Origin of the sequence: Caldithrix abyssi DSM 13497, from assembly GCF_001886815.1 — a bacterium.
GTDB lineage: Bacteria > Calditrichota > Calditrichia > Calditrichales > Calditrichaceae > Caldithrix > Caldithrix abyssi.
Genome location: NZ_CP018099.1, coordinates 3785757 through 3811234 on the forward strand (window position 1 = coordinate 3785757; position 25478 = coordinate 3811234).

The 25478-nt window shown below is 46.7% G+C and carries 22 protein-coding genes and 1 tRNA gene; 6 read left to right on the plus strand and 17 right to left on the minus strand.

Annotation, left to right across the window (positions count from 1 at the left end; genetic code table 11):
* Positions 1-5 precede the first annotated feature (5 nt).
* The 11 genes from Cabys_RS14825 to Cabys_RS14875 all read right to left on the minus strand — a co-directional run bounded on the left by Cabys_RS14825 (position 6) and on the right by Cabys_RS14875 (position 12927).
* A complete protein-coding gene (locus tag Cabys_RS14825; RefSeq protein ID WP_006926926.1) occupies positions 6-2999 on the minus strand; it encodes a phosphoribosylformylglycinamidine synthase subunit PurL in 2994 nt (997 codons plus the stop codon).
* Positions 3000-3130: 131 nt separating this feature from the next.
* Complete coding sequence (gene purM, locus Cabys_RS14830) at positions 3131-4231, minus strand: phosphoribosylformylglycinamidine cyclo-ligase (protein ID WP_006926927.1); 1101 nt, start codon at positions 4229-4231, stop codon at positions 3131-3133.
* Positions 4232-4277: 46 nt separating this feature from the next.
* Positions 4278-5498, minus strand: a complete 1221-nt coding sequence (locus tag Cabys_RS14835; RefSeq protein ID WP_006926928.1) for an adenylosuccinate synthase — start codon at positions 5496-5498, stop codon at positions 4278-4280.
* Positions 5498-6994, minus strand: a complete 1497-nt coding sequence (locus tag Cabys_RS14840) for an IMP dehydrogenase (RefSeq protein WP_006926930.1) — start codon at positions 6992-6994, stop codon at positions 5498-5500. The genes Cabys_RS14835 and Cabys_RS14840 overlap by 1 nt, the downstream gene beginning before the upstream one ends.
* Positions 6995-7093: 99 nt before the next feature.
* Positions 7094-7345, minus strand: coding sequence for a hypothetical protein (locus tag Cabys_RS19880; RefSeq protein WP_150109227.1), 252 nt, complete (start codon positions 7343-7345; stop codon positions 7094-7096).
* A gap of 41 nt (positions 7346-7386) precedes the next feature.
* The gene (locus Cabys_RS14850) at positions 7387-7974 is read right to left on the minus strand and encodes an NTP transferase domain-containing protein (RefSeq protein WP_006926932.1); all 588 of its coding nucleotides are present in this window, start codon (positions 7972-7974) and stop codon (positions 7387-7389) included.
* A 292-nt stretch (positions 7975-8266) separates the two neighbouring features.
* Positions 8267-8707: an HvfX family Cu-binding RiPP maturation protein gene (locus Cabys_RS14855; protein ID WP_006926934.1), complete on the minus strand. Its 441-nt coding sequence runs from the start codon at positions 8705-8707 to the stop codon at positions 8267-8269.
* 28 nt (positions 8708-8735) lie between these two features.
* Complete coding sequence (locus tag Cabys_RS14860; protein ID WP_006926936.1) at positions 8736-9488, minus strand: HvfC/BufC N-terminal domain-containing protein; 753 nt, start codon at positions 9486-9488, stop codon at positions 8736-8738.
* Positions 9472-10308, minus strand: coding sequence for an HvfB family MNIO-type RiPP peptide maturase (locus Cabys_RS14865; protein ID WP_006926938.1), 837 nt, complete (start codon positions 10306-10308; stop codon positions 9472-9474). Before Cabys_RS14865 ends, Cabys_RS14860 begins: the two co-directional genes overlap by 17 nt.
* A 64-nt stretch (positions 10309-10372) precedes the next feature.
* Positions 10373-10867, minus strand: coding sequence for an HvfA family oxazolone/thioamide-modified RiPP metallophore (locus Cabys_RS14870; RefSeq protein ID WP_006926939.1), 495 nt, complete (start codon positions 10865-10867; stop codon positions 10373-10375).
* 890 nt (positions 10868-11757) lie between these two features.
* Positions 11758-12927, minus strand: coding sequence for a hypothetical protein (locus tag Cabys_RS14875; protein WP_150109228.1), 1170 nt, complete (start codon positions 12925-12927; stop codon positions 11758-11760).
* Positions 12928-13295: 368 nt separating this feature from the next.
* On the opposite strand from Cabys_RS14875, the gene Cabys_RS14880 reads away from it, so the two are divergent.
* On the plus strand, positions 13296-13967 hold the full coding sequence (locus Cabys_RS14880; protein ID WP_006926943.1) for a response regulator transcription factor: 672 nt from the start codon (positions 13296-13298) through the stop codon (positions 13965-13967).
* Positions 13960-15345, plus strand: coding sequence for a sensor histidine kinase (locus Cabys_RS14885; protein ID WP_006926944.1), 1386 nt, complete (start codon positions 13960-13962; stop codon positions 15343-15345). The genes Cabys_RS14880 and Cabys_RS14885 overlap by 8 nt, the downstream gene beginning before the upstream one ends.
* Positions 15346-15352: 7 nt before the next feature.
* On the opposite strand, the gene Cabys_RS14890 is transcribed toward Cabys_RS14885, so the two are convergent.
* From Cabys_RS14890 to Cabys_RS14900, 3 genes are all read right to left on the minus strand, one after another.
* On the minus strand, positions 15353-16828 hold the full coding sequence (locus tag Cabys_RS14890; protein WP_006926945.1) for a sensor histidine kinase: 1476 nt from the start codon (positions 16826-16828) through the stop codon (positions 15353-15355).
* Positions 16825-17550 carry a response regulator transcription factor gene (locus Cabys_RS14895; RefSeq protein WP_006926946.1) on the minus strand — a complete coding sequence of 242 codons (726 nt, stop codon included), beginning with the start codon at positions 17548-17550 and terminating at the stop codon, positions 16825-16827. The genes Cabys_RS14890 and Cabys_RS14895 overlap by 4 nt, the downstream gene beginning before the upstream one ends.
* Before the next feature lie 110 nt (positions 17551-17660).
* Positions 17661-18416, minus strand: a complete 756-nt coding sequence (locus Cabys_RS14900; protein ID WP_006926947.1) for a spondin domain-containing protein — start codon at positions 18414-18416, stop codon at positions 17661-17663.
* A 230-nt stretch (positions 18417-18646) separates the two neighbouring features.
* Here Cabys_RS14900 and pepT point away from each other — a divergent pair, with 230 nt between their 5' ends.
* From pepT to Cabys_RS14920, 4 genes are all read left to right on the plus strand, one after another.
* Complete coding sequence (pepT, locus tag Cabys_RS14905; RefSeq protein WP_006926948.1) at positions 18647-19897, plus strand: peptidase T; 1251 nt, start codon at positions 18647-18649, stop codon at positions 19895-19897.
* A gap of 149 nt (positions 19898-20046) precedes the next feature.
* Complete coding sequence (locus Cabys_RS14910; protein ID WP_006926949.1) at positions 20047-20397, plus strand: gamma-butyrobetaine hydroxylase family protein; 351 nt, start codon at positions 20047-20049, stop codon at positions 20395-20397.
* Between the two features lie 95 nt (positions 20398-20492).
* Positions 20493-20565, plus strand: a tRNA-Thr gene (locus tag Cabys_RS14915).
* A 181-nt stretch (positions 20566-20746) separates the two neighbouring features.
* On the plus strand, positions 20747-21328 hold the full coding sequence (locus Cabys_RS14920; RefSeq protein WP_006926950.1) for a Uma2 family endonuclease: 582 nt from the start codon (positions 20747-20749) through the stop codon (positions 21326-21328).
* A 356-nt stretch (positions 21329-21684) separates the two neighbouring features.
* On the opposite strand, the gene cimA is transcribed toward Cabys_RS14920, so the two are convergent.
* The 3 genes from cimA to Cabys_RS14935 all read right to left on the minus strand — a co-directional run bounded on the left by cimA (position 21685) and on the right by Cabys_RS14935 (position 25440).
* Positions 21685-23295, minus strand: a complete 1611-nt coding sequence (cimA, locus tag Cabys_RS14925) for a citramalate synthase (protein ID WP_006926951.1) — start codon at positions 23293-23295, stop codon at positions 21685-21687.
* A gap of 26 nt (positions 23296-23321) precedes the next feature.
* Positions 23322-23882 (minus strand): LeuD/DmdB family oxidoreductase small subunit, encoded by a 561-nt coding sequence (locus Cabys_RS14930; protein ID WP_006926952.1) that lies wholly within the window; start codon positions 23880-23882, stop codon positions 23322-23324.
* Between the two features lie 259 nt (positions 23883-24141).
* Positions 24142-25440, minus strand: a complete 1299-nt coding sequence (locus Cabys_RS14935) for a 3-isopropylmalate dehydratase large subunit (protein ID WP_006926953.1) — start codon at positions 25438-25440, stop codon at positions 24142-24144.
* Positions 25441-25478: the final 38 nt, after the last annotated feature.

The following is a 25478-nucleotide window of genomic DNA, read 5'->3' on the forward strand; positions in this document are numbered from 1 at the left end:
TTTTTTTAAAAGACCAGTCCGCTGCGCCAGGCATCGAGCATGGCCTGAACATCTAGCGCCAGAACGGTTTTATTTTGATGGTCAATTTCCAGTTTTTGCCGGCCGCTTACCTGACCGATTAAAAAGGCGTCGTCGCCCATGATTTTCTCAAAGGCCGGCTGATTTTGCGGCGCAACGCTCACCACAAAACGCGAATGCGATTCGGCAAACAGCAGGGCGTTCAGCGAAAGATCGAAATCCGGCAATTCGACCAGCGCGCCCAGGTTTCCGCCAAACGCGCACTCGGCCAGGGCAACTGCCAGCCCGCCGTCGGAACAATCGTGCGCCGAACTTAACAGTTGTTGTTCAATCGCCTCCATCATCTTGCGGTAAATACGCAGGGCTTGTTCCTTGCGCACGCGCGGAACATTGGCGCCCAGCTCGCCGAACAGATGGTAAAACTCCGAAGCGCCCAGCTCATCGTAGGTGTGCCCCACCTGGTAAATTAAATCGCCCTCGTGTTTAAAATCGGTAGTGATGGTTTTACGCACATCGGGAATTTTAGCCACCATTGAAAACAGAATGGTAGGCGGCACCGAAATTTTTACCCCTTCTTTAATGAAATCGTTTTTCATGCTGTCTTTTCCGGAAGTCATGGGGATATTAAAAAAGGTGGCCATGTCGAACAGCGCTTCATTCATCTGCACCAGTTTGGCCAGTTTCAATTTACCGTCCGGATTGTTCTGCGGATGGTAAAGCGAATCGGGCACGCAAAAGTTGTCGTTGACCGACCAGAAGATGTCGGGATCGGTTTGCGGATCGGGCAGGCGACCGCCCACGGCAATAATGCCGCGCACAGCCTCGTCAAACGAACCGGCCGCCATCTGGTAGGGATCGATGTCGCCGTAACGCGGTAAAATCCCGTTAGAAATGGCAATACCCACGTAAGAATCGAAATCGAGGCGCAGCACCGCCGCATCCTGCGGGGCGTAACCGTTTTGGCCCATTAACGGTTTTACAATACTCTTTCCTTTTACCTCGTGATCGTAACGCCGGATGATGGTTTCGCGCGAACAGATGTTCAGACTGCCCAGCAATTTTAATAAAACGTCATTGTAGTCCAGCGATTCTTTGATGATCGGCTCGCTCAACTTCGGTTTTTTCCACTCGGCCTCCATGCGTTTGGTGGGCACGCCATCGTGCAAAAAGATTAAATCCAGATAGGCCACTTTTTGCTCGCCGTAGCGCACATCCAGAAAGCCTGAATCGGTAAAGTAGCCGATGTCGGAAAGCTCCACTTCAAAATCTTCGGCCAGGGCAAACAGCGTTTCCACCTTTTGCGGCTCCACCACCAGGGTCATGCGTTCCTGCGATTCGGAGACAAAGATTTCCCAGGGCTGCAGGCCGGCATATTTTAGCGGGATATTGGCCAGCTGCACAAAAGCGCCTTTAGGAATGGTGGCCAGCTCGCCAATGGAAGAGGACAGCCCACCGGCCCCGTTGTCTGTTGAAGATTTAATCAGGCCGCGGGCCACCGCCACCTGCATGAAATCGGCCAGATTCTTCTGCGTAATGGGCGAGCCGATCTGCACGGCGGAACGCGGCGAATGCTCGTCAATTTCCTGTGAAGAGAAGGTAGCGCCGTGGATGCCGTCTTTGCCCACACGCCCGCCGGCCATGATGATGCGATCGCCGGGATCGATGCGCTTTTCCCAGGAAGGCTTGCCATCCACGTAAGCCGGCATTACGCCGCCCGTGCCGCAAAAGACCAGCGGTTTGCCGCGATACCGTTCGTCAAACACCACCGAACCGTTGACCGTGGGAATTCCCGATTTGTTTCCGCCGTCTTCAATCCCCTTAACCACGCCGGTCATGATGCGCCGGGGATGCAACTGCCCGGGCAGCAGTTTGCCCTGATAATCCGGCGGGCCAAAACAGAGAACATCCGTATTAAAAAGTAAGCTGGCGCCGCCCACGCCTGTGCCCATCGGGTCGCGATTGACGCCCACAATACCGGTTAACGCGCCGCCGTAGGGGTCCAGCGCCGACGGCGAGTTGTGCGTTTCCACCTTCCACACAAACACGCGTTGATCGTCCACGCGAACCACCCCGGCGTTGTCGGAAAAAATCTTGAGCAACCAGTTGTGGCCCGCTTTTTCGTAGCGCTCGCGGATGATCTCCGTCGAACGTCTGATGTAAGTTTTGAACAGCGAGTGAATGGTCTTTTGCGCGCCATTGTCCAGGTCTTTGTACGTAATGGTGGCGTTGAATTCCTTGTGTTTGCAATGCTCGGACCAGGTTTGGGCAATGACTTCAATTTCACAATCCGTAGGCAGCTGCGATATGCCGTGTTTTTCGCGCGCCGCCTGCACCAGTTGATTCTGGTAATAGGCCTGAATGGCCTGCATTTCGTGTAAATCCAGCGCCAGCAAGCGTTCTCTGGAAATCTTTTGCAGCTCTTCATCGGAGACAAAGATGTCGATCGTCTGCACCTGCGGCTGGCTTTCCAGATGCACTTCGGGAATGTAGGTCACCTGGCCGCTAAATTTCCCGTATTCAAAACGATTCACCAGCGGATTGCCCAGTAATTCTTCGGCAATGGTTTTTAATCGTTCATCGTTTAACGGATTTTCAAAATAGTAAATTTCGTGCGTAAATATGACATGCGCGCCGTAATCGAAAGGGATGTTTAAAAAATCGCACATCGCCTTTTGGGCCGAAACGCCTTCGTCGTCGGTAACGCCCGGCAATTTAGAAATTAGAATGTAAGCAGGAAAACGTTCGGAAGTAAACAGGCGGTCGATGTAAAGATCATGAATAATGCAGTCGCAAAGAGAATTTCTGGCAAAGGCCAGCAGGATATCGTCAGGCATGGGGTGCACAATAGAATAGATTTTTCCGGTCTTTACTTTGCCCGTGTCGATGTGCAAAAACTTCTTGGCGTCGCTTTGCACATGCAGACCGGCGACATCTCTCATGGAATCTTTAAGCACGATCTGAACATGTTTTGCCGTTTGCATGAGTAGCCCTTAACATTAATTTTTTATTAAAACTGTTTATTTAAAAAATTTCCCATTGCACGCATTTTAATGATTATCTTTACTCCTGCCGCTTCCACGGCTTCCGGGAAAAAACAGTGCATTGGGCGCGTTTATGAATCTTTTTCTTTTAAATGATAAATCAACGTCTGCGGCTCCATTCCCCGGCTTTTCAGTTCAATGGCGGATTCTTTCTGCACCGTTCCGGCAATTTGCGCCTGATATTGTTGTTTTGCGGCAAATTGAACCACGGCCTCGGCCTGCTCGGCTTTTACCACCAGCAACATGCCGTTGCCCATATTCCACAAACGGTAGGCCTGCGCTTCGCTAACCTGTCCCAGTTCTTGAACCTTGCGCATAAAATGCGGCGGTTCAAAAAGACGGTCTAACACGGCGCCAAAGCCGTTGATTTTAAGGACGCGCTGCAGATTATCGCCGATTCCTCCGCCGGTAATGTGAGCGATGCCGTGGATTTCAAAATCCGCCTTGATTAAATCCACAATCAGCGGTGTGTAAATGCGCGAAGGAGTCAGCAGCGCCTGTCCCCAGGTTTTACCCTCTCCGTAAGCCGCCTGGTGCCAGGCATCGCCGAACTGCTCGTTCATTATGCGCCGCAACAGAGAAAAACCATTGGAACGGAAGCCCTGACTCTTAAGAGCGATAATCCGATCGCCGACCTGCACTTTGCTCCCGTCGATCACCTCCCGACCAGTGGGTAAAATAGCCAGGCCGGTAGCCGCCCAGTTAAAGTGCATACCGTCGCCATAGCCGGAAATGCGCGAACCCAATTCGGCAATTTCGCCCCCCGTAACGGTTACGCGGGCCACTTTAGCCGCCTGGTACAACCCTTCCATCAAACGGTCGATCACCGCGGCATCCAGCGCATCCACATCCAGAATGTTGGAAAGATTAACCGGCTCCAGCCCGTTGGCCGCCAGATCGTCCACGACCATGGCCACCAGATCAAAGGCAATGGTGTGGTAAATTTTTGTTCGTTCGGCCAGCTCGATTTTGGTGCCCACGCCGTCGGAAGCCATGCCGATTTTCACCCCGCCCAGGTCCATCACATTGGAAAAAGCGCCGTCCAGACCGGGCAAAGGATTTCCGCTGCCGGCCGATCTGAAATCAAAGGTTTTTTTAGCCCATTCAAAGGCGATCTTAGAACAGCGGTTGCCCAGATCGATATCCAGACCGGATTGTTTGCTTTTATTCATTCCCTTCCCCATTTTACTTTCGCTTTTCGCGCCCTGCTGCAAAGCGCTACCACAGAGGCTGCCTGTAAATCACATGGTTGCGATCGGGCCCGGTAGAAACCAGCCCGATCGGCGTTTGCAGGTAATCTTCAATAAAGCGCACATATTCCCGCGCGTTTTGCGGTAAATCCTGCCATTCGGTCACGCCTTCGATCTCTTGCTCCCAGCCCGGAAACGAACGGTACACAGGTTGGCCGGCCGAATCGTAATCCACCGCGATCTTAATCGTTTCAAAGCCGGAAAGACAGCTCAACTTGCTGAGCGTAATGTAATTAAAGCCGTTGATGATTTGCGCTCGTTTGACCAGTTTTAAATCCAGCCAGCCGCAGCGACGCGGGCGTCCGGTGGTCGCGCCGAATTCGTGTCCTTTTTTCCGCAATTTCTCGCCGGTTTCATCGTTCAGTTCGGTGGGAAACGGACCCTCGCCTACGCGCGTGGTGTAAGCCTTTACCAATCCAATGCGTTTGTCAAATTCCAGAAAAACGCCGCCGCCTGTAAAGGCGCCGCCAATGGTGGTGGAAGAAGACGTCACAAACGGATAGGTACCGTGATCCACATCCAGCATGGCGCCCTGCGCGCCTTCGTACAAAATGTTAGCCTGTTTTTCAAGATAAGTGTGAATTAATTCCACCGTATCGCCAATGAAAGGACGAATGTAGGTTTCGGCTTCTTTCAATTCCTCCACGGCCTGCTCAATGTTTAAAAATGGTTCTTTGTACAAATTTTGAGCGTATTGTTCGTAAAGCTTAGCCTGCTGTTTAAAATGTTCTAAAAACGTGCCGTTGACAATGGCTTCCAGCCGAACGCCTGTGCGTTGAATTTTATCGGTGTAAGCCGGGCCAATGCCTCGACCGGTGGTGCCAATCTTTTTATTTAATACGCGATCCAGGTACTTGTGCACCGGGGTTACCACATGGGCCTGAAAGGAGATCATTAATTTATCCGGCGTTACGTCAATACCCTGCTTTTTTAAGTACTCGATTTCCTGTTTAAAAGTAATGGGATCGACCACGCAGCCATTGCCGATGACATTCATGGCTTTGCCCGAAACGATACCGCCGGGGATGAGGTGCAATACAAACTTTTTGTCGCCCACAATAACGGTGTGTCCGGCATTGGCGCCGCCCTGAAAGCGCACCACCAGGTCGGCATGGCTGGCCAACAAATCAACGATTTTTCCTTTTCCCTCGTCGCCCCACTGGGCGCCCAGAATAATGTAATTTGCCATTAATTGCCCCAATCTATTGCTGTGTAGTCATTTTCGCTTCCCGGCAGGTAGATGTCGTGCGCTTTGCCCTCGCGAATAGACAGAGCTGAAACCACCTCCAGTTCGGCTTTTTCGTGCAACTCCCGAATGTTCGCCGCCCCCACCGACGACATGGCCGCTTTAATTTTAGCCAGGGTTTCTGGCAGGTTGTCGCGCAGTTTGCCGGCGTACTGGACAAATCCCTCCACGCCTTCCACAAAGATCAACTGATGGTAGCGCGCTTCCTTCCATTCGCGGGCGCGGGCCGACCCTTCGCCCCAGTACGGCTTCATCACGCGGTTGTGAATGGTTACTTTTTCGGTGGGCGATTCGTCCATGCGCGCAAAGTACCGCCCCATCATCACATAATCGGCGCCCAGCGCTAGGGCAATGACGATGTCCTTGGAGTTAACAATACCGCCGTCGGCCACAATGGGAATGTACCTGCCGCTTTTTTTAAAATAGCGATCGCGCGCCTCGGCCACTTTAATGATGGCCGTGGCCAGGCCGCGCCCGGTGCCTTTTTGTTCCTGCGTGATGCAAATGGAACCGCTGCCCATACCAACCTTCACAGCGCGTGCGCCGTGTTCAACCAAAAAATCGAATCCATCCTCAGTAATGATGTTGCCGCCCATGACCGGAATGTGAGGGTAATGTTCGCGCACCCATTCCAGCGTTTTTTGCTGAAACACCGAATGGCCGTCGGAGGAATCGATGGCTAAAAAATCCACGCCTGCCTCCACCAGAGCGGGAACGCGCTCCATGTAGTCGTGCGTGTTGATGGCCGCGCTGGCAAAGTAGCGTTTGTGCTCATCGAGAATTTCATGGGGATTGTCCAGATGATTGCGGATATCTTTGCGGAAGACTAAAAACAACAATCGATCCTGTTCGTCCACGATGGGCAAAACCGACTGGTGCGTTTCGCGCAAAAGAGTATTGGCCTGCTTGATATTGTCGATATTCACGCCAACGGTCAGTTCTTTGCGCGGAATCATGCGTTCTTTAACCGTTAAATCGCCATGTGGCTTAACGTCGTAGTCATTTTTGGTGATGATACCTAACAGATGCTTTTGCTCATCCACCACCGGAAAGGTGTTGTAGCCTCGTTGACGCGTCAATTCGTACAAATCGCGAATCAGCATGTCTGGCGAAACGGTTTCCGGGGGCACAAAGCCGGCCTTGTAACGCTTGATCTGGCGGATCATTTCGGCCTGACTTTCGATGGGTTGCGAGCAATAAATGAAGGCCGTGCCGCCTAATTTAGCCAGCTCGATGGCCATTTTAACGCCGGAAACCGACTGCATGGCCGCCGCAACAATCGGTATGTTCAGATAGTACTTGGAATCTTCTTCTTCCTGATAGGCCATGGGCGTTCTTAATGAGATATTGTGAATGAGGGTTTGTTCGGTAGTAAGGCCGGGTAATAAACGAAACTCCATCAGCGTACGCGATGGTTCAAGATGAATTTTTTTCGGCATATTAATCCCCGTTTTTTTATCTTTATCGGTTGCCCGAATTATACAAAAATTAATGGTAATTTTAAAATAAAAATTTTAAGCAAAAATGGGCGGAAAATTTCAAAAAAAATTGCCTGCGAAAAAGAAGGTGAGGGGGGCTACTTCAGGCAATTCCTGCCGCTGCTGGCCAGGGGAAGAGTATAAAAGTCGTTTAGTTGAATGGTTGAATGGTTGAATGGTTGAATAGGAATTGGGCGGCGCAGATCCACCTACACCGTCGATAAAAATTCTCCCCGCCAGATCGTCCTCTTCGCCGAGACTTTTATTCAGGGAGAGAGGGATTGAAGGGGTGACTGTTATTCCGATTCTCACCCCGCCTCCGCGTAATCCAGCGCCTATGGTTCCACGCAGTTTTAATTAAGGTTTTCATCAAGATCGTAGTAGTCTTCAACATCCAGAACGGTTTCGTCGTTAACAGGCAGGAACTTAACCTCGGACAGGTAATTTTCGACTAATGTGAACGGCAGGGTATAGGTTATGGTTTGCTCTAAATGTTCAAAGAATCTCCGGCTAATGTAAATAGGGCGGCCATAACGCCCATGAAACCTGGGGATAACAATATTTTCAGGAAAATGTTGGGCCATGGCGTAAATGGAGCGCAGAGTTTCTGGCTTTATTTTCTGATCCTCCCAAAAAGCCAGGATAAAGCCAAACACTTCATTGGGCAGTTGCTCTACAGCAGAGCGCAAGGCGCCCATTTCTTCCTGTTCAGGATCGGGATTATTGTAGCACGTAAAGGAATCTTCCCCTTCCTTTTTACAGATATAATAAGGATCCTGACCGGCGATCACAATAATAGGATCACAGCCAATTTCCTCAAACCTGGAAATCAACAGATTAAAATGATCCAGCTCTTCTGGCAGTAAAATCGTATGCGGTTCTTCAACCGCCCTTTCCAGATTCTGAGAAATAATAATCGCTGCAATTTTATATTTTGGCATCGTTCCTCTTATTTAAATACCCAATAGAAGAAATTAAATAATCACTAAAAAAATTCAAAATTTTTTAGCATGCTTTTGAACTATTTCAAATTGACTCACGACGCCTGGCCTGCTTACGCCCTAAAACGAGATGAAATATTCTTTGAAGTGATGAAATCTCTATGTATGGTCTCAAAGTACTGACAAAAAAAGCCCCGGCGGTCGCCCCGGAGCTATGGCCATAAATTATGACCGGGAAAAATACTTTCGTTAAAGAGTGTGGTCTGGTATCTGTTTCTCGCAGAAACCTTTATTATTTCGCGCCGATTTTTTTACCCAACACATGGTCCAGGCTGAATTTACCGGCGCCGCTGACCGTCAGGCTAAACAGCATTAACAGATAATAAAGAGGGATTTCAAAACCATTGTTTCCGGCTGCAAATCCATTGCCCAGATGCACGGTAAAAATGGCCACCAGCATCACAAACATCAACGGTAAAGAAATTAAACGCGTGCCCAGACCTAAAAGCAAAAGAATGGAGCCCGAAAATTCCGTAATGCCGGCAAGATAGGCGTTTAACGTGGGGAATGGATAATTCATGCTGGCAAACCATTGAGCTATGGAATCGATGTTATTCAACTTTTTTAGAGCTGGTTCAAAAAAACCGTAACTCAAAATAAGCCTGAAAAAAAGAGGCGGCAAATCCGTCAAATTTTGAATAAAATTTTTGTATTTAAGATAGAATTCTTTCATTTCTGTATTCCTTTCTGAAAAACGGTGCTCAGGCGCTAAAACCGAGAACGGCGCCCTGTAACAACATATCGTTGAAAAACGGTAAAATCACGGGCGTTAATTGTTCGTAAGTTGTTTCGCCTAACAATTCGACTACGCTTTCAATGGCTTCCTGACCAGTCTGTCTTTTTTCCTGCAGATGTTGCCAGACAAGAGCCAGAAGCGGAGAGATTTCTACAAACTTAACCTGGCCCGAATCCAGTTCACGAAATACAAGCACAAAATATTGTCCCCGAAACGGTGGCGTTTCATCGGCCGCCATCTTGTGTACCGGATACTCCAGTTCAATGATCTTATGATCAGGATTGAGCGCAATCTTTTCCTTTAAAAAGTCGCCTTCCGAACGGAATTCAGGAAGCGGCTGATCGGGCATGGTAAACACATCGATTTCGATCCATTCAAAAAATAAAAGATCATCCAGATAGGGACGTTTAAATTCGCCGGCATAATCTTTTTCCACAACGAACGCATAAAATTCATAAGGCATTTTCCAGATGTAAGGCGTTTGCGGTCTGGCTTCGCGCATATAAGCTTCGAGGAGCGCATCCCACTCGGCCGAAGTTAAAATTTCAACGGTAATGGGAAAAGCGCGCCTCAGCGTGTCGGAAAAAATATTGCGCACCAGACGCCGATAATGCGTCATGCGCTGCGCGTCGGTTCCCGGAATGGAAACTTCGCTTCCACTTAAAATATAGCCGTACATCTTTTCCATCAATTGTCTGGTTTCAGCGGAGAGCGACATGTTTTTTCTCCCATTCTTTTTCCATAATGGCCGAGAGGTTCCCGAGTTCCGTCTGTAATTCCTCAATTTCAGGAATATTAAAGTCACGCTCCAATAAAACGGGCACCGGCGGCAGGTGTTTAATGGTCCATTCGAACAAATCGTACACAGGATCAATGATCGGCTGCCCATGTGTGTCGATTATCAAATCCGGGCTTACCTTTTCGTGCCCGGCCATGTGGATGTTGCTCACGCGTTCCAGCGGCAGGCTGCGGATAAATTCCCTGGCATCAAAACCGTGATTGAATGCATTGACGTACACATTATTGACGTCCAGCAAAAGATGGCAGTCGGCCTCTTCCACAATCGACCGAATGAACGTTGATTCATCCATTTCCGGCGCGGCGGTGGTGTAGTAGCTAACATTTTCGATGGCAATTTTGCGGCCTAAAAAATCCTGCACCTGCTTAATGCGTTCGACTACATGTTTAACCGCATCTTCCCGAAAAGGGATGGGCAACAAGTCGTAAAAATGCGCGTTCTGACATTTACTAAAGCTCAAATGTTCTGAATAGTGGATAACCGGAAACTCATTGAAGAACTGCTTTAACTGTTTCAGAAAATTCCAGTCCAGCGCTTCATCGCTTCCCAGCGAAAGAGACAGTCCATGGCACACGAGTGGATATTCTTCTGCCGCTTTTTCTAATTGTTTTCTCCAGAATCCGCCCATGCCCATCCAGTTTTCAGGGGCAAATTCCAGAAAGGCTGGTTTATTGGTTTGCAAACTGACCAGCTCTTCTGTTATATCTCTTCTTAGTCCCAGTCCTGCGCCTTGAATCATCTTTTTCTCCCAAAAATTAATAAAAGTCGGGTAGGCCCCGACTTTTATTAATAGTTTTTATTAATTATTTATCCGATTTACCTTCGCCGCATTTGGCTTCAGAGGTTTTAGAATCGGCCTTTTTGGCTTTTTCATCGGCTTTTTTTACGTCTTTGCTTTTTGTTTTCATCATCTCGCCGCCGCATTTGCCTTCTCCGCATTTGGCTTCGCTGGTTTTTGATTCTACCTTTTTAGCGGCAGATTCTTTCACGGCCTTAGCTTCTTTGTTTTTAGCGTCTTTCATCTCGCCGCCACATTTGCCTTCGCCGCATTTGCCTTCACTGGTCTTAGTGTCTTTTGTGGTTTTGCTGTCCATTGCGCCGCAGCCTAATTCTGCCGGTTTTTGTAAAGAATTGATGGTGCTTAATGCTTCGCGCACTTCCGATCCGGAGCCCATTACCGAATAATTGCCCGCATTAGCCTGTGCGCTGAATCCGGCCACTGCGCTCATCAGGACGGCGCTCGAGGCTAATTTGATCAGCTTCCTGGATCGGCTCTCTTTTTTGGTTGTCTTGCTCATGATTGAATCTCCTTCATATTTGGTAAAGTTGTTTTTAACATCTGAGCATTAAAACAGAAGCAAGGGCGTACAAATTCCTCAATCTGAATAAATATTGAAGATTTCAATAAAAATTTATCTTTTTGTTACACTTTTGTGATATTTAATGGAAACAAAATGGGCAGGGATTCTGCTGGTTTTAAAGCGGTTATCGGATTTTATTCATGCATTCACTCCAAGACAGCGAAGCCGCAACGCGCGCAGGGTAATTTTATTGCGGATTACGCCAATCATCGCAGAAAGAGAATAAACAAATTATTCTGAGACCAAAGTTAAGCAAATCGGCACTCTACTATTCGGGCACAGCCTCCCGCTCCGCGTGATAATTCGGGCACAGCCTCCCGCTCCGCGTGATAATTTTTAATTGAAGTGCAGCACAAAAACATTCCCGCAGGAATTTAAGCACCCCCAGAGAACATAGAGAAGTCACAAAAGGCGCAAAGAGTGTTAAAGATTAAAAATAGTTTCCATTGCCCTCACCCGGAATAAAAGTCCTGGTGAGGAGAACGTTGAGCGTGTACAGTTGCAATTCCACCATTCAACCATTCAACTAATTAACCATTCAACCACCCCGGCGGCACAAAAATTTTTGAATCCTGCCAGGGGGGGCGAAATAACCAATCACCTTTGAGTAAACTCATTCATTGTCGCTCAACAGGCCAATCGTTACACTGCCGTAAAAGGTCTTATTTCTTGAAAAAAAGTTGATCCCTGACGTTCACATTCCCGACCGGGGATAAAATAGAAAGCGGCTTGCCCTTCACAGTCTGTCTGAATTCGATGCAGCATGGCACGTAATGCAGGAGAGCGCAATGAATTCAATTTTTCCCTTTCGGACTTATGGAAGCGCCTTACAATTTAAGTATATTATCCGGGAAATTATTATTATTCTTTGATTGTATATAGATATCTAATTCTCCTAAAAACGCAGATACGATAAGTAAAGTAATGGCATCTTCCGACAGAAAATCGAATTCCTCGACAATATATTCCAGAGCTTCATAAACCTCTTCACTCGTTCGATCTTCAGGATCAATTTTATCCAGAAGATACTCAAAAGAGTTATACATCTCTTCTATCAGTTCGTCAGAGATCAGCGGAGCAAGATGTTTTTCTACAGCCATATAAAGGTCGTCCATTTGTTCCTCGCTCAATTCGGATAGCGCCTCAAAAATACCGCCGTCCGCAATAGCCAATCCGAGCTTATTTTGGAGCATGTTTTTTACTATTCGATATCCCTCTTCCAGATCTTCTTCAAAAAAAATGTCCAGAAAAAGCGTCCCTGATAATAACAACGATACCATGAAGTCCAGGTCCGGGTTTTCAGGAATTTCGTTGATTAAATATTCTGTCAACCCAGGGAATTCATCTTCCAGACGCAATAACTTGTCTCCATTTATTGCTATATGTTCTACCAGATCAGCAGGGTCGTCTAACGCTACACCGTTTTTCTGAACATTTTCGACAACCATTTCCAAAATTCGCCGGCCCAGGTCATAACTACGCATAATAATGCTCTGATACAAACCGCAATGTATGATATAGGAGTCCATGGAATCTAACTCTAAAAGTTCCAGGATGGCATCGGTTTTGCAAATCAATTCGCTGTCGTTTTCCATTTCTGCGCGTTCATTGAGATCATAGACGCGGATGAATAAATCATCAATGAATCGATCCGTTAAAAACGACTCGCTTAAATATTCAATCAGCGTGAGAATTTCTGCCGCAACACGATCTTCGATATGTTTCTTTTTCTTTGCCCGTTTTCGGACCACCTTGTCAGCTTCCATGGCCTTTAAAATCATGTCAATAGGATTAAGATAAAAACCATCGAATTCAGGTTGGTCAATAAGATCGGCGGTATCAGAGGCCTCTGCCAGAATCCGCCTGACTTCTGGCGGGATGCGCGTCTGGCTGCCGCTCTTTAGCGGCTCAGGCGGGCTGTTAAGTTTTGTTTTACTGTTTAATTGACCATTGCGTTTTGCATTTTTTTTTGATGATTTTTTTTTGCCGGTCATCATTTCTCCCTTTTTAGAAAATAAAACAAAAAAAGAAAACTATCGCCTGAAATCGACTTAAGAGATTTCAGACAACACAACCTTAACACAAAATAGGGGAAAAAAAAGGTGAGATCAATTTTTTCAATGAGAAATGAGGAGCCGCCGTAGCTTGCTTTTTTTGTAAGGCTCGTTTGTAGTTTTTGTTCGGCGCTTATTATTGTGTATAAGGTAATCCACAAAGAGAAAATTTTTCAAGCCGATGTTCAACGACCGTCATTTTCTGGCAGAAAAACCTTTTTGATTGAAAGGCAGGCCAAACTTTTTTAATTTTTATTTAGTTATGATTTTTTTTATAATAGAACATAAAATGAAATTAACGAGAAGACGCTATGCACATTTTAATAGCAGAGGATGAGCAAAGTCTGGCGCATTCGTTGCGTAGAAGTTTTGAAGCGGAGGGCTACACCGCTTCGGTGGTGTACGATGGACAGGCTGTTCTGGACTTTCTGGAACAAAATAAGACCATCGATCTTCTTTTATTAGATTGGAGAATGCCCAGAGCAAGCGGCTTCGAGGTTTGTAAAACATTACGCGCCCAGGAAAATAAAATACCGATCATTCTCTTAACAGCCCTGAACGATATTTCCAACAAGGTGGAAGCGTTAAACGCGGGCGCCGACGATTACATTACCAAGCCGTTTGCTTTTAAAGAACTAATCGCCCGTATAAACGCTGTTTTACGCCGCGTTCAAAGCAGCAAAGAAGTTTTGAAATTCGGCAGCTGCATTTTGAATGTGGTCAATCATGAAATCCACTCGCCTAAAGGGAAGACTAAACTATCTGAAAAAGAGTTCGAGTTGTTTTATTATTTTATACAACGTAAAAACTCCATCATCACGCGCGATCAAATTGCCAGAGATATCTGGAATTTAAACTTTTTACCAACGACCAATTTCATTGAAGCGACGATCAAGAATCTAAGAAAAAAACTTGCAGAAATTACCGATTGCCATCATATCAAGACCGTTTATGGAGAAGGATACACCTTCATCGATGATTAAATATTTTTCTCACAGTAGTCGGCGAATTATTTTATTCAATACTTTTACCATGCTCATTTTTTACGTGGTGTTTAATGTCTTTTTCCTTTTTCTGCTTAACCGTCACCTGGAAAAGGAAATCGACAACGGACTGATCCATGAAATCGACCATTTTCATATTGCACTGGGAGTTGAAAACGACTCCATTTATTTTAAAAATAAAGAGGAGTTGCAGGAACGCGGTTTGCGCGAGATAACCGAAAAGCCATACTTTTTGCGAATTCTGAATAAATCTGGTCACGTCCTCTTTCAGAGCCCCAATCTCAAATATCTATCGGATATCCCGATACATCTTCCTATAAATATTGACACGTTAACCTTTGTCAATCATTCTGTCGAGCACTACTCTTTACGCACCTGTTACGCGCCTATTAAAAAAGACAACAAAGTATATGGATATATCCAGCTTTCTACTCTCAAATCGGCAGGGAAGAAAGTTTTTACCGACATTCTGTTTTTTGATATCCTGACCTTCCCTCTTGTTTTGTTGGTTATATTGGGCATTTCCTTTATGAACGCTCACCAGTACCTGGCGCCCATCCGTAAGATTATTCAGATTACCAAACACATTTCGGCCACTGATCTTTCAAAACGCATTGATTATGAAGCCGATCCCTCTGACGAGATAGGACAACTGCGCGACACGCTCAATCATTTATTTGATCGACTGGAAAATCAGATTAAACAAATCGCTCAGTTTACAGACAACGCCGCCCATCAGTTGTTGTCGCCGCTTACGGTTATGAAAACCGAATTGGAACTTCTGACGCGCCGTGAACACACCAATCCCGACTGTGTCAACAGCTTTAACGTGTTAATCCAACAAACCGATCGGATGATCCGCATCATTAATACGCTGTTAATTATTTCTCGCAATGACAACATCCAATCCGTACCTTTATCCATCATCTCTCTTAAAAAAGTCATTCAATTCATAAAAAATCATTACACGCAACGCGTAACCTTCAAAATTCAAAGGGGCAATTTTTTTCTCAAAGGGAATCCAGAATATTTCTTAATGGCCTTACAAAACCTGATTGACAACGCTTTAAAATACTCCGATGAGAACAGCGAGGTTATCGTAAAAATTTTTAAAGTGGGCTCGATCTTAAAGATTCAGGTTATTGATCAAGGCATTGGCATCCCGGACGAAGAGAAAGAGCGTATTTTTGAACGCTTTTATCGAAGCGATAAAGCTAACCATCAAAAAGGGTTCGGGTTGGGGCTGAGCCTGGTGCAAAGCGTGGTTAAACAGATAGATGGGAGCATTCAAGTTAGAGACAACCAACCTAGAGGCACCATTTTTGAGCTGAGTTTCCCTTTGTTAAAATTAGAATAATCTGCCTCTAACTTCCCTGCCATACTTGTAAACCAAAATAAAATTTACTTCCCTCGTTGAGTTTGCTCTCCACAGTAATGTTACTTTGATGCAGCTCAATAATCTTTTTGGTAATAGCCAGGCCCAGGCCTGAACCATTGGCATTTTCACCATGCACTTTTCGACCACGGAAAAAGCGTTCAAACACCAGGGGCAGGTCTTCAGGGGCAATACCCCGGCCAGTGTCCATAATTTCAATTAATACCTGTTCGTTTTGCCTGGAAGCGCAAATGATCACGGCGCCGCCAGGCGGAGTGTAGTTCACTGCGTTTTCCACCAAATTGGTCAGAGCTCGTTCCATGAGCCTAAGATCCGCATAAACCTGCGGCAAACCATCTGGCGCGGAAATTTTAATAGCCATGCGTTTCTTTTCGGCCACGTGTTGGAATTTCATCGCCACGTCGTAAATCAGGTCTTTAATGGAGAATGGCTCAAAATGCGGTTTAATTTGCCTGGCCTCTAATTTAGAAAGTTCAAACAACTGCTCGACCAGTCCCTGCATGCCTTCGGCGGTTTCCGAAATAATTCGCAAGTATTCTTCGTATTCTTCGTTGGTCAGGTGTTCGCTTTTCATTTGAATGGTTTCCAGGTAGCCGCGAATGGAAGCCAGCGGCGTTCGTAAATCGTGCGAAATATTGGCAATCAATTCACGTCGCAGGCGATCGGTATTTTTCAGTTCTTCAATATTGGCCACAATCTTTTCAGCCATGCGGTTAAAAGAATGGGCTAACTGACCCAATTCATCCCTGGCGCTGGTTTTAATGCGTTGATCTAACTGGCCGTTTTCAAAACTTTTAACCACTTCATTCATCTGGTGCAGGCGCTTGGTTAAAAAGAAAAATAAAAGCAAACCAATAAAAGCGGTAAAAACCAAGGTGACCACCAGCCCTTTAATGATGGTTTGCGTCAAATAGCTTTCGCGAATGGTGTTAATGGCCGAATCGTACAGTTCCCCCCCCAGAATGATGTACAGAAAGCCGTTTATATTTTTCCCGATTTTGAGAGGGGCTGCTGAAAAGGGCTTCATCACACCTGGATGACGTGGGTCCTCACCTAAAATCGGGCTGTGGTACGAACCTGCCAAAAATTGTTGAATAGGTTCCAGCGAAACGTAACGGGCTTTTACTTTTTTTTGCGGATCGGCAAAAAAGGCTAAAATTTTTCCCTGTTCATCCAGCAGGTAAATTTCAATTTTAGGATTGAGCACCATCATGTAATGAATGGTGTGCCCAATATTGGCAATATCGCTACTATCTTTTAGCAGCGGTTCCAGCTCTCGCGCCATGTCGGAGGCTAAATTCAAATTTAAACGCTGATCGGCTTCTTTATGATATTTATTCCATGTTTGCAATGTAAAACCAATTTGTAGCCCACCCAGAATGACCAGCAAAATCAAAAATACGGCCGAAAGCCGAACGTAAAACGAATTGAAAAATGATTTCATGAAGTTATTTCCTCAGGAATTTCGAAGCGGTAGCCCACCCCCCACAGGGTTTTAATGAATTTGGGTTTGGTAGGGTCGCTTTCGATTTTGTTGCGTAATCGATTGATGTGCGAATTAACGGTGTGTTCGTAGCCCTCGTAATGATACCCCCACACCAACTCCAGCAGGGTTTCACGGTTGTAAATTTTGCCAGGATGGCGAGCAAACAGTACCAGCAGGTCAAATTCTTTGGCGGTCAACTCAAGGGGACGTCCATCTAAAATCACTTTGTGCTGCTCGGTATCTATCAGCAGGTTGCCCAGTTCAATTAAGGTCTGATTCTTATCGTCTGAGTTCTTTTCTTTTTCCACCTCAATGCGTCTTAAAATCACTTTTACGCGGGCAATAAATTCCCGAACACTAAAAGGTTTGGTAATGTAATCATCTGCGCCAATTTCCAGTCCAAGCACCTTATCAAATTCTTCCGACCTGGCCGTTAACATTAAAATGGGCGTAAATCGGTTCTCCTGACGGATTCGACGACACACTTCAATACCATCTAATTCAGGCAACATCAAATCAAGTACGATCATTTTGTAAGAGTTCTCCAGCGCCTTTTCCAGACCGCTCTGTCCGTCAATAGCCGTCTCTACCATAAAGCCCAGATCGCTCAGGTGAATTTCCAGTAAATTGACAATTTTGGGATCGTCTTCAATGATTAGAATCTTATTGGTTTCGCCCATGGTTGCACCTTCGTTTTTTTTAATGGTAAATGCTTTGTGCAAAAATTTTATTCCCATAAGTAAAAAAAGCGAACGATTTGCCAGCGGCAAACCATTCGCTTCAGGCTAAACTATTGAACCATGCGAATGGTCAATTTGGCCACAGGCTGCTGCCAGCCGTAAACGGCCGGATCCAGGTCTCCGATTCCTTTAATACCTTTGTGCGGTTTGATTCGTTCGTGCGTTGGGATTCCTTTAAAAGGATTACCGCAGCACGGCCCTGGAATGTGTGCGGCCAGCTCGGTGTTCTTTTCCGAACCAGCGTCGTAGGCCTTTAGATAGTACACTGCGGTGCCAAAGCGGGGCAAACGAACGGCGTCCAGTCCGGCAAAGGCGTCGTTGGTGTTGACCAACATGGTAACCGCAGACAATTTGTGAAAGCCAGGCTTGGCTTTAATGCGCACCGTACTTTTCCCGCCCGGTAAAATGACGCCGTCGCCCTGCGCCACGTCAAACACCTGCGGAGACTGATTTAACTGTTCCACCATGGGGCCGCTTACGGCATCCTGGGCTATCTGGGCCAGTTCTTCTGAAGCGTAATCACCCACGCGAAACAGGTGAAAAAGCGGCGTATGCGTGGTTAAAAGCAGCGGTGAAAATGGCTGACTTGCGCCGTCGCCGGTGGCCGGGGTCAAGTTTTCGATGGTAATCTCAAACTCAAATTCAGTGTTGATTAAATCGGGCGGCGTAAAACGTCCCGAACGATCAGGCTCGACACTGCCGGTCTGCTCTAAAGTTTGCGAAGTAACTCCTGCCGGTTCCTGATTGCAAGCCCAAACCAAAGCCAGCGCTAAAACCATCAGCGATGCACGAAGTAAATGTCTCATAAATCCTCCTAAAAATTTAGTTGTGTTCTTAACTGCAAGACCAAACTACCCACGCTTTCTAACAAACACTTCACAGAAAATTGAAAAAAAGCTAAATCTTTTGGGGCGCATTTTAGCTTAAAAAAATGCGCCTGAGCTAAAAATGAACTTTTTGGTTTGGAACAAGTTACTTTGTTTATTAAATTTTTTTCTTTAACAGAAACCATTAATTAACTGACGAGGTGAACGCTATGAAACCAATCGAACGTCGTTTGTTTTTAGACCGTTTTTTAAACTACGTTAAATTTGATACGCAGTCGAGCGAAGAATCGGAGACCTACCCGAGCACGGAAAAGCAAAAAGAGCTTGGCCGCTATCTGGTTAAAGAATTGACCGAGATGGGCTTGCAGGATGTGGAAATGGATGAACACGGCTACGTGTTTGCCACTCTCCCGGCCAATGTGGATTACCCTGTGCCAACCATCGGTTTAATTGCCCACATGGATACCTCTCCCGAGGTGAGCGGCGCCAACGTAAAACCGATTATTCACGAGAATTATCAGGGCGGAGACATTGTTCTGCCCGGCGATCCGGAACAGGTTTTGAAGCCTGAAACAGATAAGGCCTTAAAAGAATGCATCGGGCAGGACATCATTACTTCCGACGGCACCACCTTGCTCGGCGCCGACAACAAGGCAGGCATTGCCGAAATCATGGGCGCCTTACAATATTTGATCGAAAACCCGGACATCAAACACGGCAAGATTCGCGTGGCTTTTACGGTTGACGAAGAAGTGGGTACCGGCACCAAATATTTTGACGTTAAAAAGTTTGGCGCAGATTACGCTTACACCATCGACGGTGAATCGGCCGGCGAAATTGAAGATGAAACCTTTTGCGCCGACACCGCCAAAATAACCATCAAAGGCGTTAACGTTCACCCGGGCTACGCCAAGGGCAAATTGATCAACGGCATTAAAATCGCCGCCGAAATAATCGAACGCCTGCCCAAAGACAGCATGTCGCCGGAAACCACCGAAGGCCGCGAAGGCTACCTGCATCCGCACGCTATTAAAGGCGGCGTTGAACTGACTGAAATCATTTTTCTGGTACGCGATTTTACGGTAGAAGGCCTGAAAGAGAAAGAAGAGTTTTTGCAGAAATTGTGCGACGAGATGAATAAAAAATATGCGCCGGCAAGCGCCACGCTAACCGTTGAAGAATCATACCGCAATATGAAATACAAAATCGATGAAGACCCCAAAGTGGTGGAATATGCCATCGAAGCGGTTAAAAGAGCCGGTTTACAACCCAAACAGGGCTTAATTCGCGGCGGCACCGACGGCGCTCGCCTCTCTTACATGGGCTTGTTAACGCCCAACGTGTTTACCGGCGGACACAATTTCCACAGTAAAAAGGAGTGGATCTGCATTCGCGATATGGAAAAAGCGGTGGAAACCATTGTGCACCTGGCGAATATCTGGGCGGAGAAGAGCAAATAAGCAAGTATAAGAATGTAAGCGTTGTAAAGATGAATCTCGTTTCGTGGAAAGGCCGCGAAACGAGATTGTTTTTTAATTGAGGGCCTTAAATTTTTTCTGTTTATCCGCCCTCGGAAAAATTTTAAGGTTCAAAGCAAGGAACGAAAAAAATGCTGCAACCCACAGAAGTTGTTCTGGTTAATGACCAATCGCTGACCATCCGCTGGAATGACGGACACGCCGCGGTCTATTTTGCCGAAAACCTGCGTTTTAACTGTCCATGCGCCATTTGCGAAAAGGCCAGAAAAAGCGATCCCGAATCTACGGATCACAAAGAATTAGCCCAAATAAGCCGCAAAGTCAGATTCAAAGAATTTAAGATGATTGGCCGCTACGCCATCGGCATTGAATTTAGCGATGGGCATAACCTGGGAATGTACGCCTACGACTATCTGTACCAGCTCTGTCAATGCGACGCGTGCAGAAGCGACGTTACACGCATCCAGGGGCCGGTTCGCTAAAGCGCCAAGGCGGATTCGAAAAATGGCCAACGTTTTGCAAAACGTCTTGCAAAAAGCAAAATTTTATCTTAAATTTGGCAACCTGTAAACATTAAGCCACCGTAGCTCAGCTGGTAGAGCAACTGATTCGTAATCAGTGGGTCGCAGGTTCAAATCCTGTCGGTGGCTCTCTTACAAAAAGGCAGGCTGCTGATCGTCTGCCTTTTTAATTTTGTCTTGACAGGAAGCTAATCCGGGAACCGTAGTCCACAAACCATTTCCTGATTCTGGTTTATCCATTCTTTATTAATTATTTACTTCCGCCTTTTTTTGAATTAAATTGTGCAAAGGTACATAAAGGGCAATAGCCATGCGCATAAAAGAAACTGCCGAAAAATATCAGGCAAAAAACAAAAATTTAACCTACCAGGATTATTTAAACCTACCGCCCGACGACTTCCGTTACCAGTTGATTGAGGGAGAACTGATCATGACACCCGCGCCAAAGGTCATTCACCAGATTGTAAAAAGTAATATTGAAAAATTTTTACGAAAGTTTGTTGAAGAAAAAGATTTGGGCCTTGTACTGGACGCTCCGTGCGATGTCTATTTCGACGAACAGAACGTACTGCAACCCGATATTTTCTTCATTTCTAAAAACCGGTCGCACATCATTACCGAAGATTTGATCAAAGGCGCACCCGATTTGATCATTGAAGTGCTCTCTCCCAATAGCGCTTATTACGACCTGATAGAAAAAAAGGCTCTGTACGAACGCTACAAGGTGCAGGAATACTGGCTGGCCGATCCCAAACTGAAATGGATTGAAGTTTACATTTTAAAAGATCAAAAATTTCACCTGCACCAGCGCGCCGAAAAGAATCAGACGATTCATTCACATCTGTTAAAGAATTTCAGTCTACCGCTGGAACAGGTCTTTACAAAACTTTGATTTAAAAAGAATTAAAATCCCCATGACCTTTATTATTTAGAGGCAGCAAAACCTCAACCAAAAATATTTTTGCAGAGATTAAGCAACCACAAAAAGCCCAGAGAAGTCGCAAACGGCGCAAAGAATGTTAAAATTAAAAATAGTTTCAATTGCCCTCATCCGGAATAAAAGTCCGGGTGAGGGAGAAATTGAGCGTTGGGAGTTATTCCCAACGGTGTAAGTGATTCCTGCGTTGGCCAGTTTCATGCCAATGCGAGGAAAGGAATGACAAGCCGGCAACTATTCAACCATTCACCCACCCCGGCGGCACAAAAATCTTCGCACGCTAATGCATTACATTTTTTAAAGGAAGTATTCTAACTAATTGATTCCGATTGCCCGGCCATTTGCCTCTCTCTACGCGTTTGAAAAATTTTGTAATTGATGCTATCGGTTAATGCCTGCAGGCTGGCTTTAATGATGTTGTGCGAAACGCCAACCGTGGCCCAGCTATTCTGGCCGTCGCTGGTTTCTACCAGCACACGCACACGGGCGCCTGTTCCGTCTTTTTCGCCTAACACGCGCACTTTGTAATCAACCAGTTGCGTGCCGGCAATTTCCGGGTAAAAACGGACAATCGCCTTGCGCAGCGCATTATCCAGCGCATTCACGGGCCCGTTTCCGTCAGATGCCGTATGTTCAATTTCCTCTTCCACCTTTACCTTTAAAACCGCCTCGGAATAATCCGTCTCCTCTTTATCCAGCATAACATTGATTTTGGCGTAGATAATTTCAAAGAAGGGGCTGTAGGTATTCAGCTCCGAACGCAGTAATAATTCGAAGGAAGCCTCTGCCCCGTCAAATTGGAAGCCCTGATATTCCAGATTTTTTATATACTGGACCAATTTTTTACTAAACTGTCGGTCATTAGCGATGTCGATTCCCAGCTCCTGCGCTTTGTAGCGAATATTGCTCTGGCCGGAGAGATCGGAAACCAAAACATGCCGCCGATTACCAACCTGCGCGGGATCAATATGTTCGTACATGCGACTATCTTTTAGCACGGAACTAACATGAATGCCGCCTTTGTGCGTAAAGGCGCTTTTGCCCACAAACGCCGAGCGGTTATTGGGCGCTAAGTTGGCCATCTCGTAAACGAAATGCGACAGATTGGTTAACCCCTTTAATTGGACGCGTCCTCTGGTCTGCAGCCCCATTTTCAGCAGCAAATTGGGAATAACGCTGCACAGGTTGGCGTTGCCGCAGCGCTCGCCAATGCCATTAATCGTCCCCTGCACCTGCACGGCGCCCGCTTCGATTGCAGCCAGAGAGTTGGCCACGGCCAGCTCGCCATCGTTATGGGCATGTATACCCAGCGGCGTCTTAAATTCTTGTTTAACCTTTTTAAAGATGGCGCTAATCTCCGATGGCAAACTACCGCCGTTAGTATCGCAAAGCGCCAGCACATCGGCGCCGGCCTGCTCCGCCGCGCGCAACATACGCAGGGCAAAGGCCGCATCGTCTTTGTAACCGTCAAAAAAATGTTCGGCGTCAAACACCACGCGCCGGCCCTGCTCCTTTAAAAATTGAATGGAGCGGTAAATTAACGCTTCGTTTTCCTCATCGGTCAGCCCAAGCGTTACGCTGGAATGAAAACGCCATGTTTTGCCAAAGATAGAAATCCATTCGGTCTCGGCGCCCAACAACATGTTCAAATTGCGGTCTTCTCGCACTTTATCAGGAAAACGCGCCGTGGAGCCAAAGGCGCATATTTTAGCATGTTTCAAATTCAGAGAGCGCACCTCTTTAAAGTACGCTTCGTCTTTGGGGTTGCTACCCGGCCAACCGCCCTCTATAATATCTATGCCAAAATCGTCCAGCCGTTCGGTAATCTGCAACTTGTCATGAATGGAAAGATTGACGCCTTCGGCCTGGGCGCCGTCGCGCAACGTTGTATCGAATAGTTCAATAACTGTAGATTGTTTCATGATTTTTCCCTGTTTTTGATAAAACTTCAGGAGATCATTCCCGTTTTGCGGGCGTATTTAAAAAGTCCGCCGGCTTCAATAATGGGCAGCACATCGCCCGGATGTTTCAATTTAAACCTTTGCCCGTCGCGCAAACGCGTAATACTCTGCCGTTCAATATCCACCTCCACTTCTTCGCCGGTCTCAAAATGCTGATTGATTTTGCCCTCTGATTCCAGCGGCACCAAAAAACCGCCGTCAACCGAATTGCGGTAAAAAATACGCGCGTACGATTCAGCCACCACCGCCTGCACGCCGGCCACCTGCAGGGCAAACGGCGCATGTTCGCGGGATGAGCCGCAGCCAAAATTGGCGCCTGCTACCAGAATGGTAAACTCCGACTTGTGGTCGTCTCCTTTGATAAATGGAATACGTCCCTGTGGTAAACCGGCTTTTTCCGGCGGTACGCCGGACAAAGCAAAATGGCCGTACATTCTGGCCTCTTTCGGATCGCTTAAACTGTACACCAGATGTTCAGCCGGAATGATTTGATCGGTGTCGATGTTATCGCCTAAAACGTAAACTTTACCTCTAATGATTTTTTGCATCGTCTTCTCCGTTTGGTTGAATGGTGTAATGGTTGAATAGTTGAATGGTTGAATGGTTGAATGGTTGAATGGTTGAATGTCTGCCGCCATCATTCCACCTTCCCCCACAAATTCAATTGTATTTAGATACTCTTCCCCACTTTCTGCAAACTCCTCCACAATTCGGGCACAGCCTCCCGCTGCGCATGATAATTTTTCATTCGTAATTCGTAATTCGTAATTAAAAAACTAATACACTCTTCCTGCGAATAATTGAAAATTAATCCATCATTTCCCGGGGATCGGTAATCACTCCGTTAACCGCCGAAGCGGCCACGGTCAACGGCGATGCCAGATAAACTTCCGATTTTTTACTGCCCATTCTTCCCGGGAAATTTCGATTGGTGGTAGAAATAACCACATCTCCGTCAACGGATCGTCCCACCGTATCCGCCGGGCCGCCCAGGCAGGCCGCGCAAGAAGACGGCGCAATCACGCAGCCGGCATCCAGCAAAATCTGTTCGATGGTTGAACCGTTCAGTGATTCTTCACGCAAACGCCGCGCCACAGCCGTGCTGGCCGGCACCACAAAAGTGGGCGCTTTAACTTTTTTGCCCTGTAAAATTTTAGCCACATTGTAAAAATCGGTAAACTTGCCGCCGGTGCAGGAACCAATGTAGCAGCGCGTAATTTTTGTGCCGGCCACATTGCGCGCCAGTTCGCGATTATCCGGGCTGTGGGGCATGGCCACCACCGGTTCCATCTTTTGCACATCGTAGCGATAAACGGAATGGTAGCGAGCGTCGGCATCGCTCTCAAATTCATCGTAGTCAAAAATATCTTTCTGCGCCAGATAGGTACGCACCACCTCGTCCACGGCGATAATGCCGTTCATGCCCCCTGCTTCCACCGCCATGTTGGTCAAAGTCATGCGTTCATCGATGTTCAGATTGTGCACCGCGTGGCCGTCAAATTCCATAGCTCTGTAAGTGGCGCCATCGGTGGTTATGTCGCCCAGTATTTGCAAAATCAGATCTTTGGCCGTCAGATATTGGGGCATTTCTCCTTCAAAGATGAATTTCATCGATTCGGGTACTTTTTCCCAGATTTTACCCGTGCCCAGCACAAAGGCGGCATCGGTATTGCCCACGCCCGTGGCAAACAGGCCAAAGGCGCCGGCCGTACAGGTATGCGAATCGGTGCCGATCAAAACCGTTCCCGGGCGATCGTAGCCCTCTTCGGCCAGAGCAATGTGGCAAACCCCTTTGTAACGTTCTGTACCCACATCGTAGTAATTGGGCAACTGATATTTTTGCGCGTATTCTCTCAAGATATTGACATTACGATTGGCGTGCGCATCGGCCGTAAAGATGTAATGGTCCGGAAAAATGACCACCTTTTCTTTGTCCCAGACGCGCGCTTTTTCTCCAAATTCCCGCTCCATAATCTGAAATGTCGGCGGACCGCACACATCATGCGTCATCAAAACGTCCACATTCAACCACACATTCTCTCCAGGCCGCACCTCCTTTTTGCCGGCCGATTTTGCCAGAATCTTTTCGGTTATGGTCATACCCATAAAGTGTTCTCCTGCTTATTCGTTAAACGATTGACCGT

Bases quoted from the DNA above. Each gene is read 5' to 3' on its own strand.
- Cabys_RS14935 (WP_006926953.1), bottom strand. From the start codon at position 25,440: ATGGGTATGACCATAACCGAAAAGATTCTGGCAAAATCGGCCGGCAAA.
- Cabys_RS14870 (WP_006926939.1), bottom strand. From the start codon at position 10,867: ATGAGCAAGACAACCAAAAAAGAGAGCCGATCCAGGAAGCTGATCAAA.
- Cabys_RS14840 (WP_006926930.1), bottom strand. From the start codon at position 6,994: ATGCCGAAAAAAATTCATCTTGAACCATCGCGTACGCTGATGGAGTTT.
- Cabys_RS14855 (WP_006926934.1), bottom strand. From the start codon at position 8,707: ATGAAAGAATTCTATCTTAAATACAAAAATTTTATTCAAAATTTGACG.
- Cabys_RS14885 (WP_006926944.1), top strand. From the start codon at position 13,960: ATGATTAAATATTTTTCTCACAGTAGTCGGCGAATTATTTTATTCAAT.
- Cabys_RS14930 (WP_006926952.1), bottom strand. From the start codon at position 23,882: ATGCAAAAAATCATTAGAGGTAAAGTTTACGTTTTAGGCGATAACATC.
- Cabys_RS14860 (WP_006926936.1), bottom strand. From the start codon at position 9,488: ATGTCGCTCTCCGCTGAAACCAGACAATTGATGGAAAAGATGTACGGC.
- Cabys_RS14895 (WP_006926946.1), bottom strand. From the start codon at position 17,550: ATGGGCGAAACCAATAAGATTCTAATCATTGAAGACGATCCCAAAATT.
- Cabys_RS14920 (WP_006926950.1), top strand. From the start codon at position 20,747: ATGCGCATAAAAGAAACTGCCGAAAAATATCAGGCAAAAAACAAAAAT.
- Cabys_RS14875 (WP_150109228.1), bottom strand. From the start codon at position 12,927: ATGATGACCGGCAAAAAAAAATCATCAAAAAAAAATGCAAAACGCAAT.
- Cabys_RS14865 (WP_006926938.1), bottom strand. From the start codon at position 10,308: ATGATTCAAGGCGCAGGACTGGGACTAAGAAGAGATATAACAGAAGAG.
- purM (WP_006926927.1), bottom strand. From the start codon at position 4,231: ATGAATAAAAGCAAACAATCCGGTCTGGATATCGATCTGGGCAACCGC.
- pepT (WP_006926948.1), top strand. From the start codon at position 18,647: ATGAAACCAATCGAACGTCGTTTGTTTTTAGACCGTTTTTTAAACTAC.
- cimA (WP_006926951.1), bottom strand. From the start codon at position 23,295: ATGAAACAATCTACAGTTATTGAACTATTCGATACAACGTTGCGCGAC.
- Cabys_RS14910 (WP_006926949.1), top strand. From the start codon at position 20,047: ATGCTGCAACCCACAGAAGTTGTTCTGGTTAATGACCAATCGCTGACC.
- Cabys_RS14900 (WP_006926947.1), bottom strand. From the start codon at position 18,416: ATGAGACATTTACTTCGTGCATCGCTGATGGTTTTAGCGCTGGCTTTG.
- Cabys_RS14835 (WP_006926928.1), bottom strand. From the start codon at position 5,498: ATGGCAAATTACATTATTCTGGGCGCCCAGTGGGGCGACGAGGGAAAA.
- Cabys_RS14850 (WP_006926932.1), bottom strand. From the start codon at position 7,974: ATGCCAAAATATAAAATTGCAGCGATTATTATTTCTCAGAATCTGGAA.
- Cabys_RS14890 (WP_006926945.1), bottom strand. From the start codon at position 16,828: ATGAAATCATTTTTCAATTCGTTTTACGTTCGGCTTTCGGCCGTATTT.
- Cabys_RS14880 (WP_006926943.1), top strand. From the start codon at position 13,296: ATGCACATTTTAATAGCAGAGGATGAGCAAAGTCTGGCGCATTCGTTG.
- Cabys_RS14825 (WP_006926926.1), bottom strand. From the start codon at position 2,999: ATGCAAACGGCAAAACATGTTCAGATCGTGCTTAAAGATTCCATGAGA.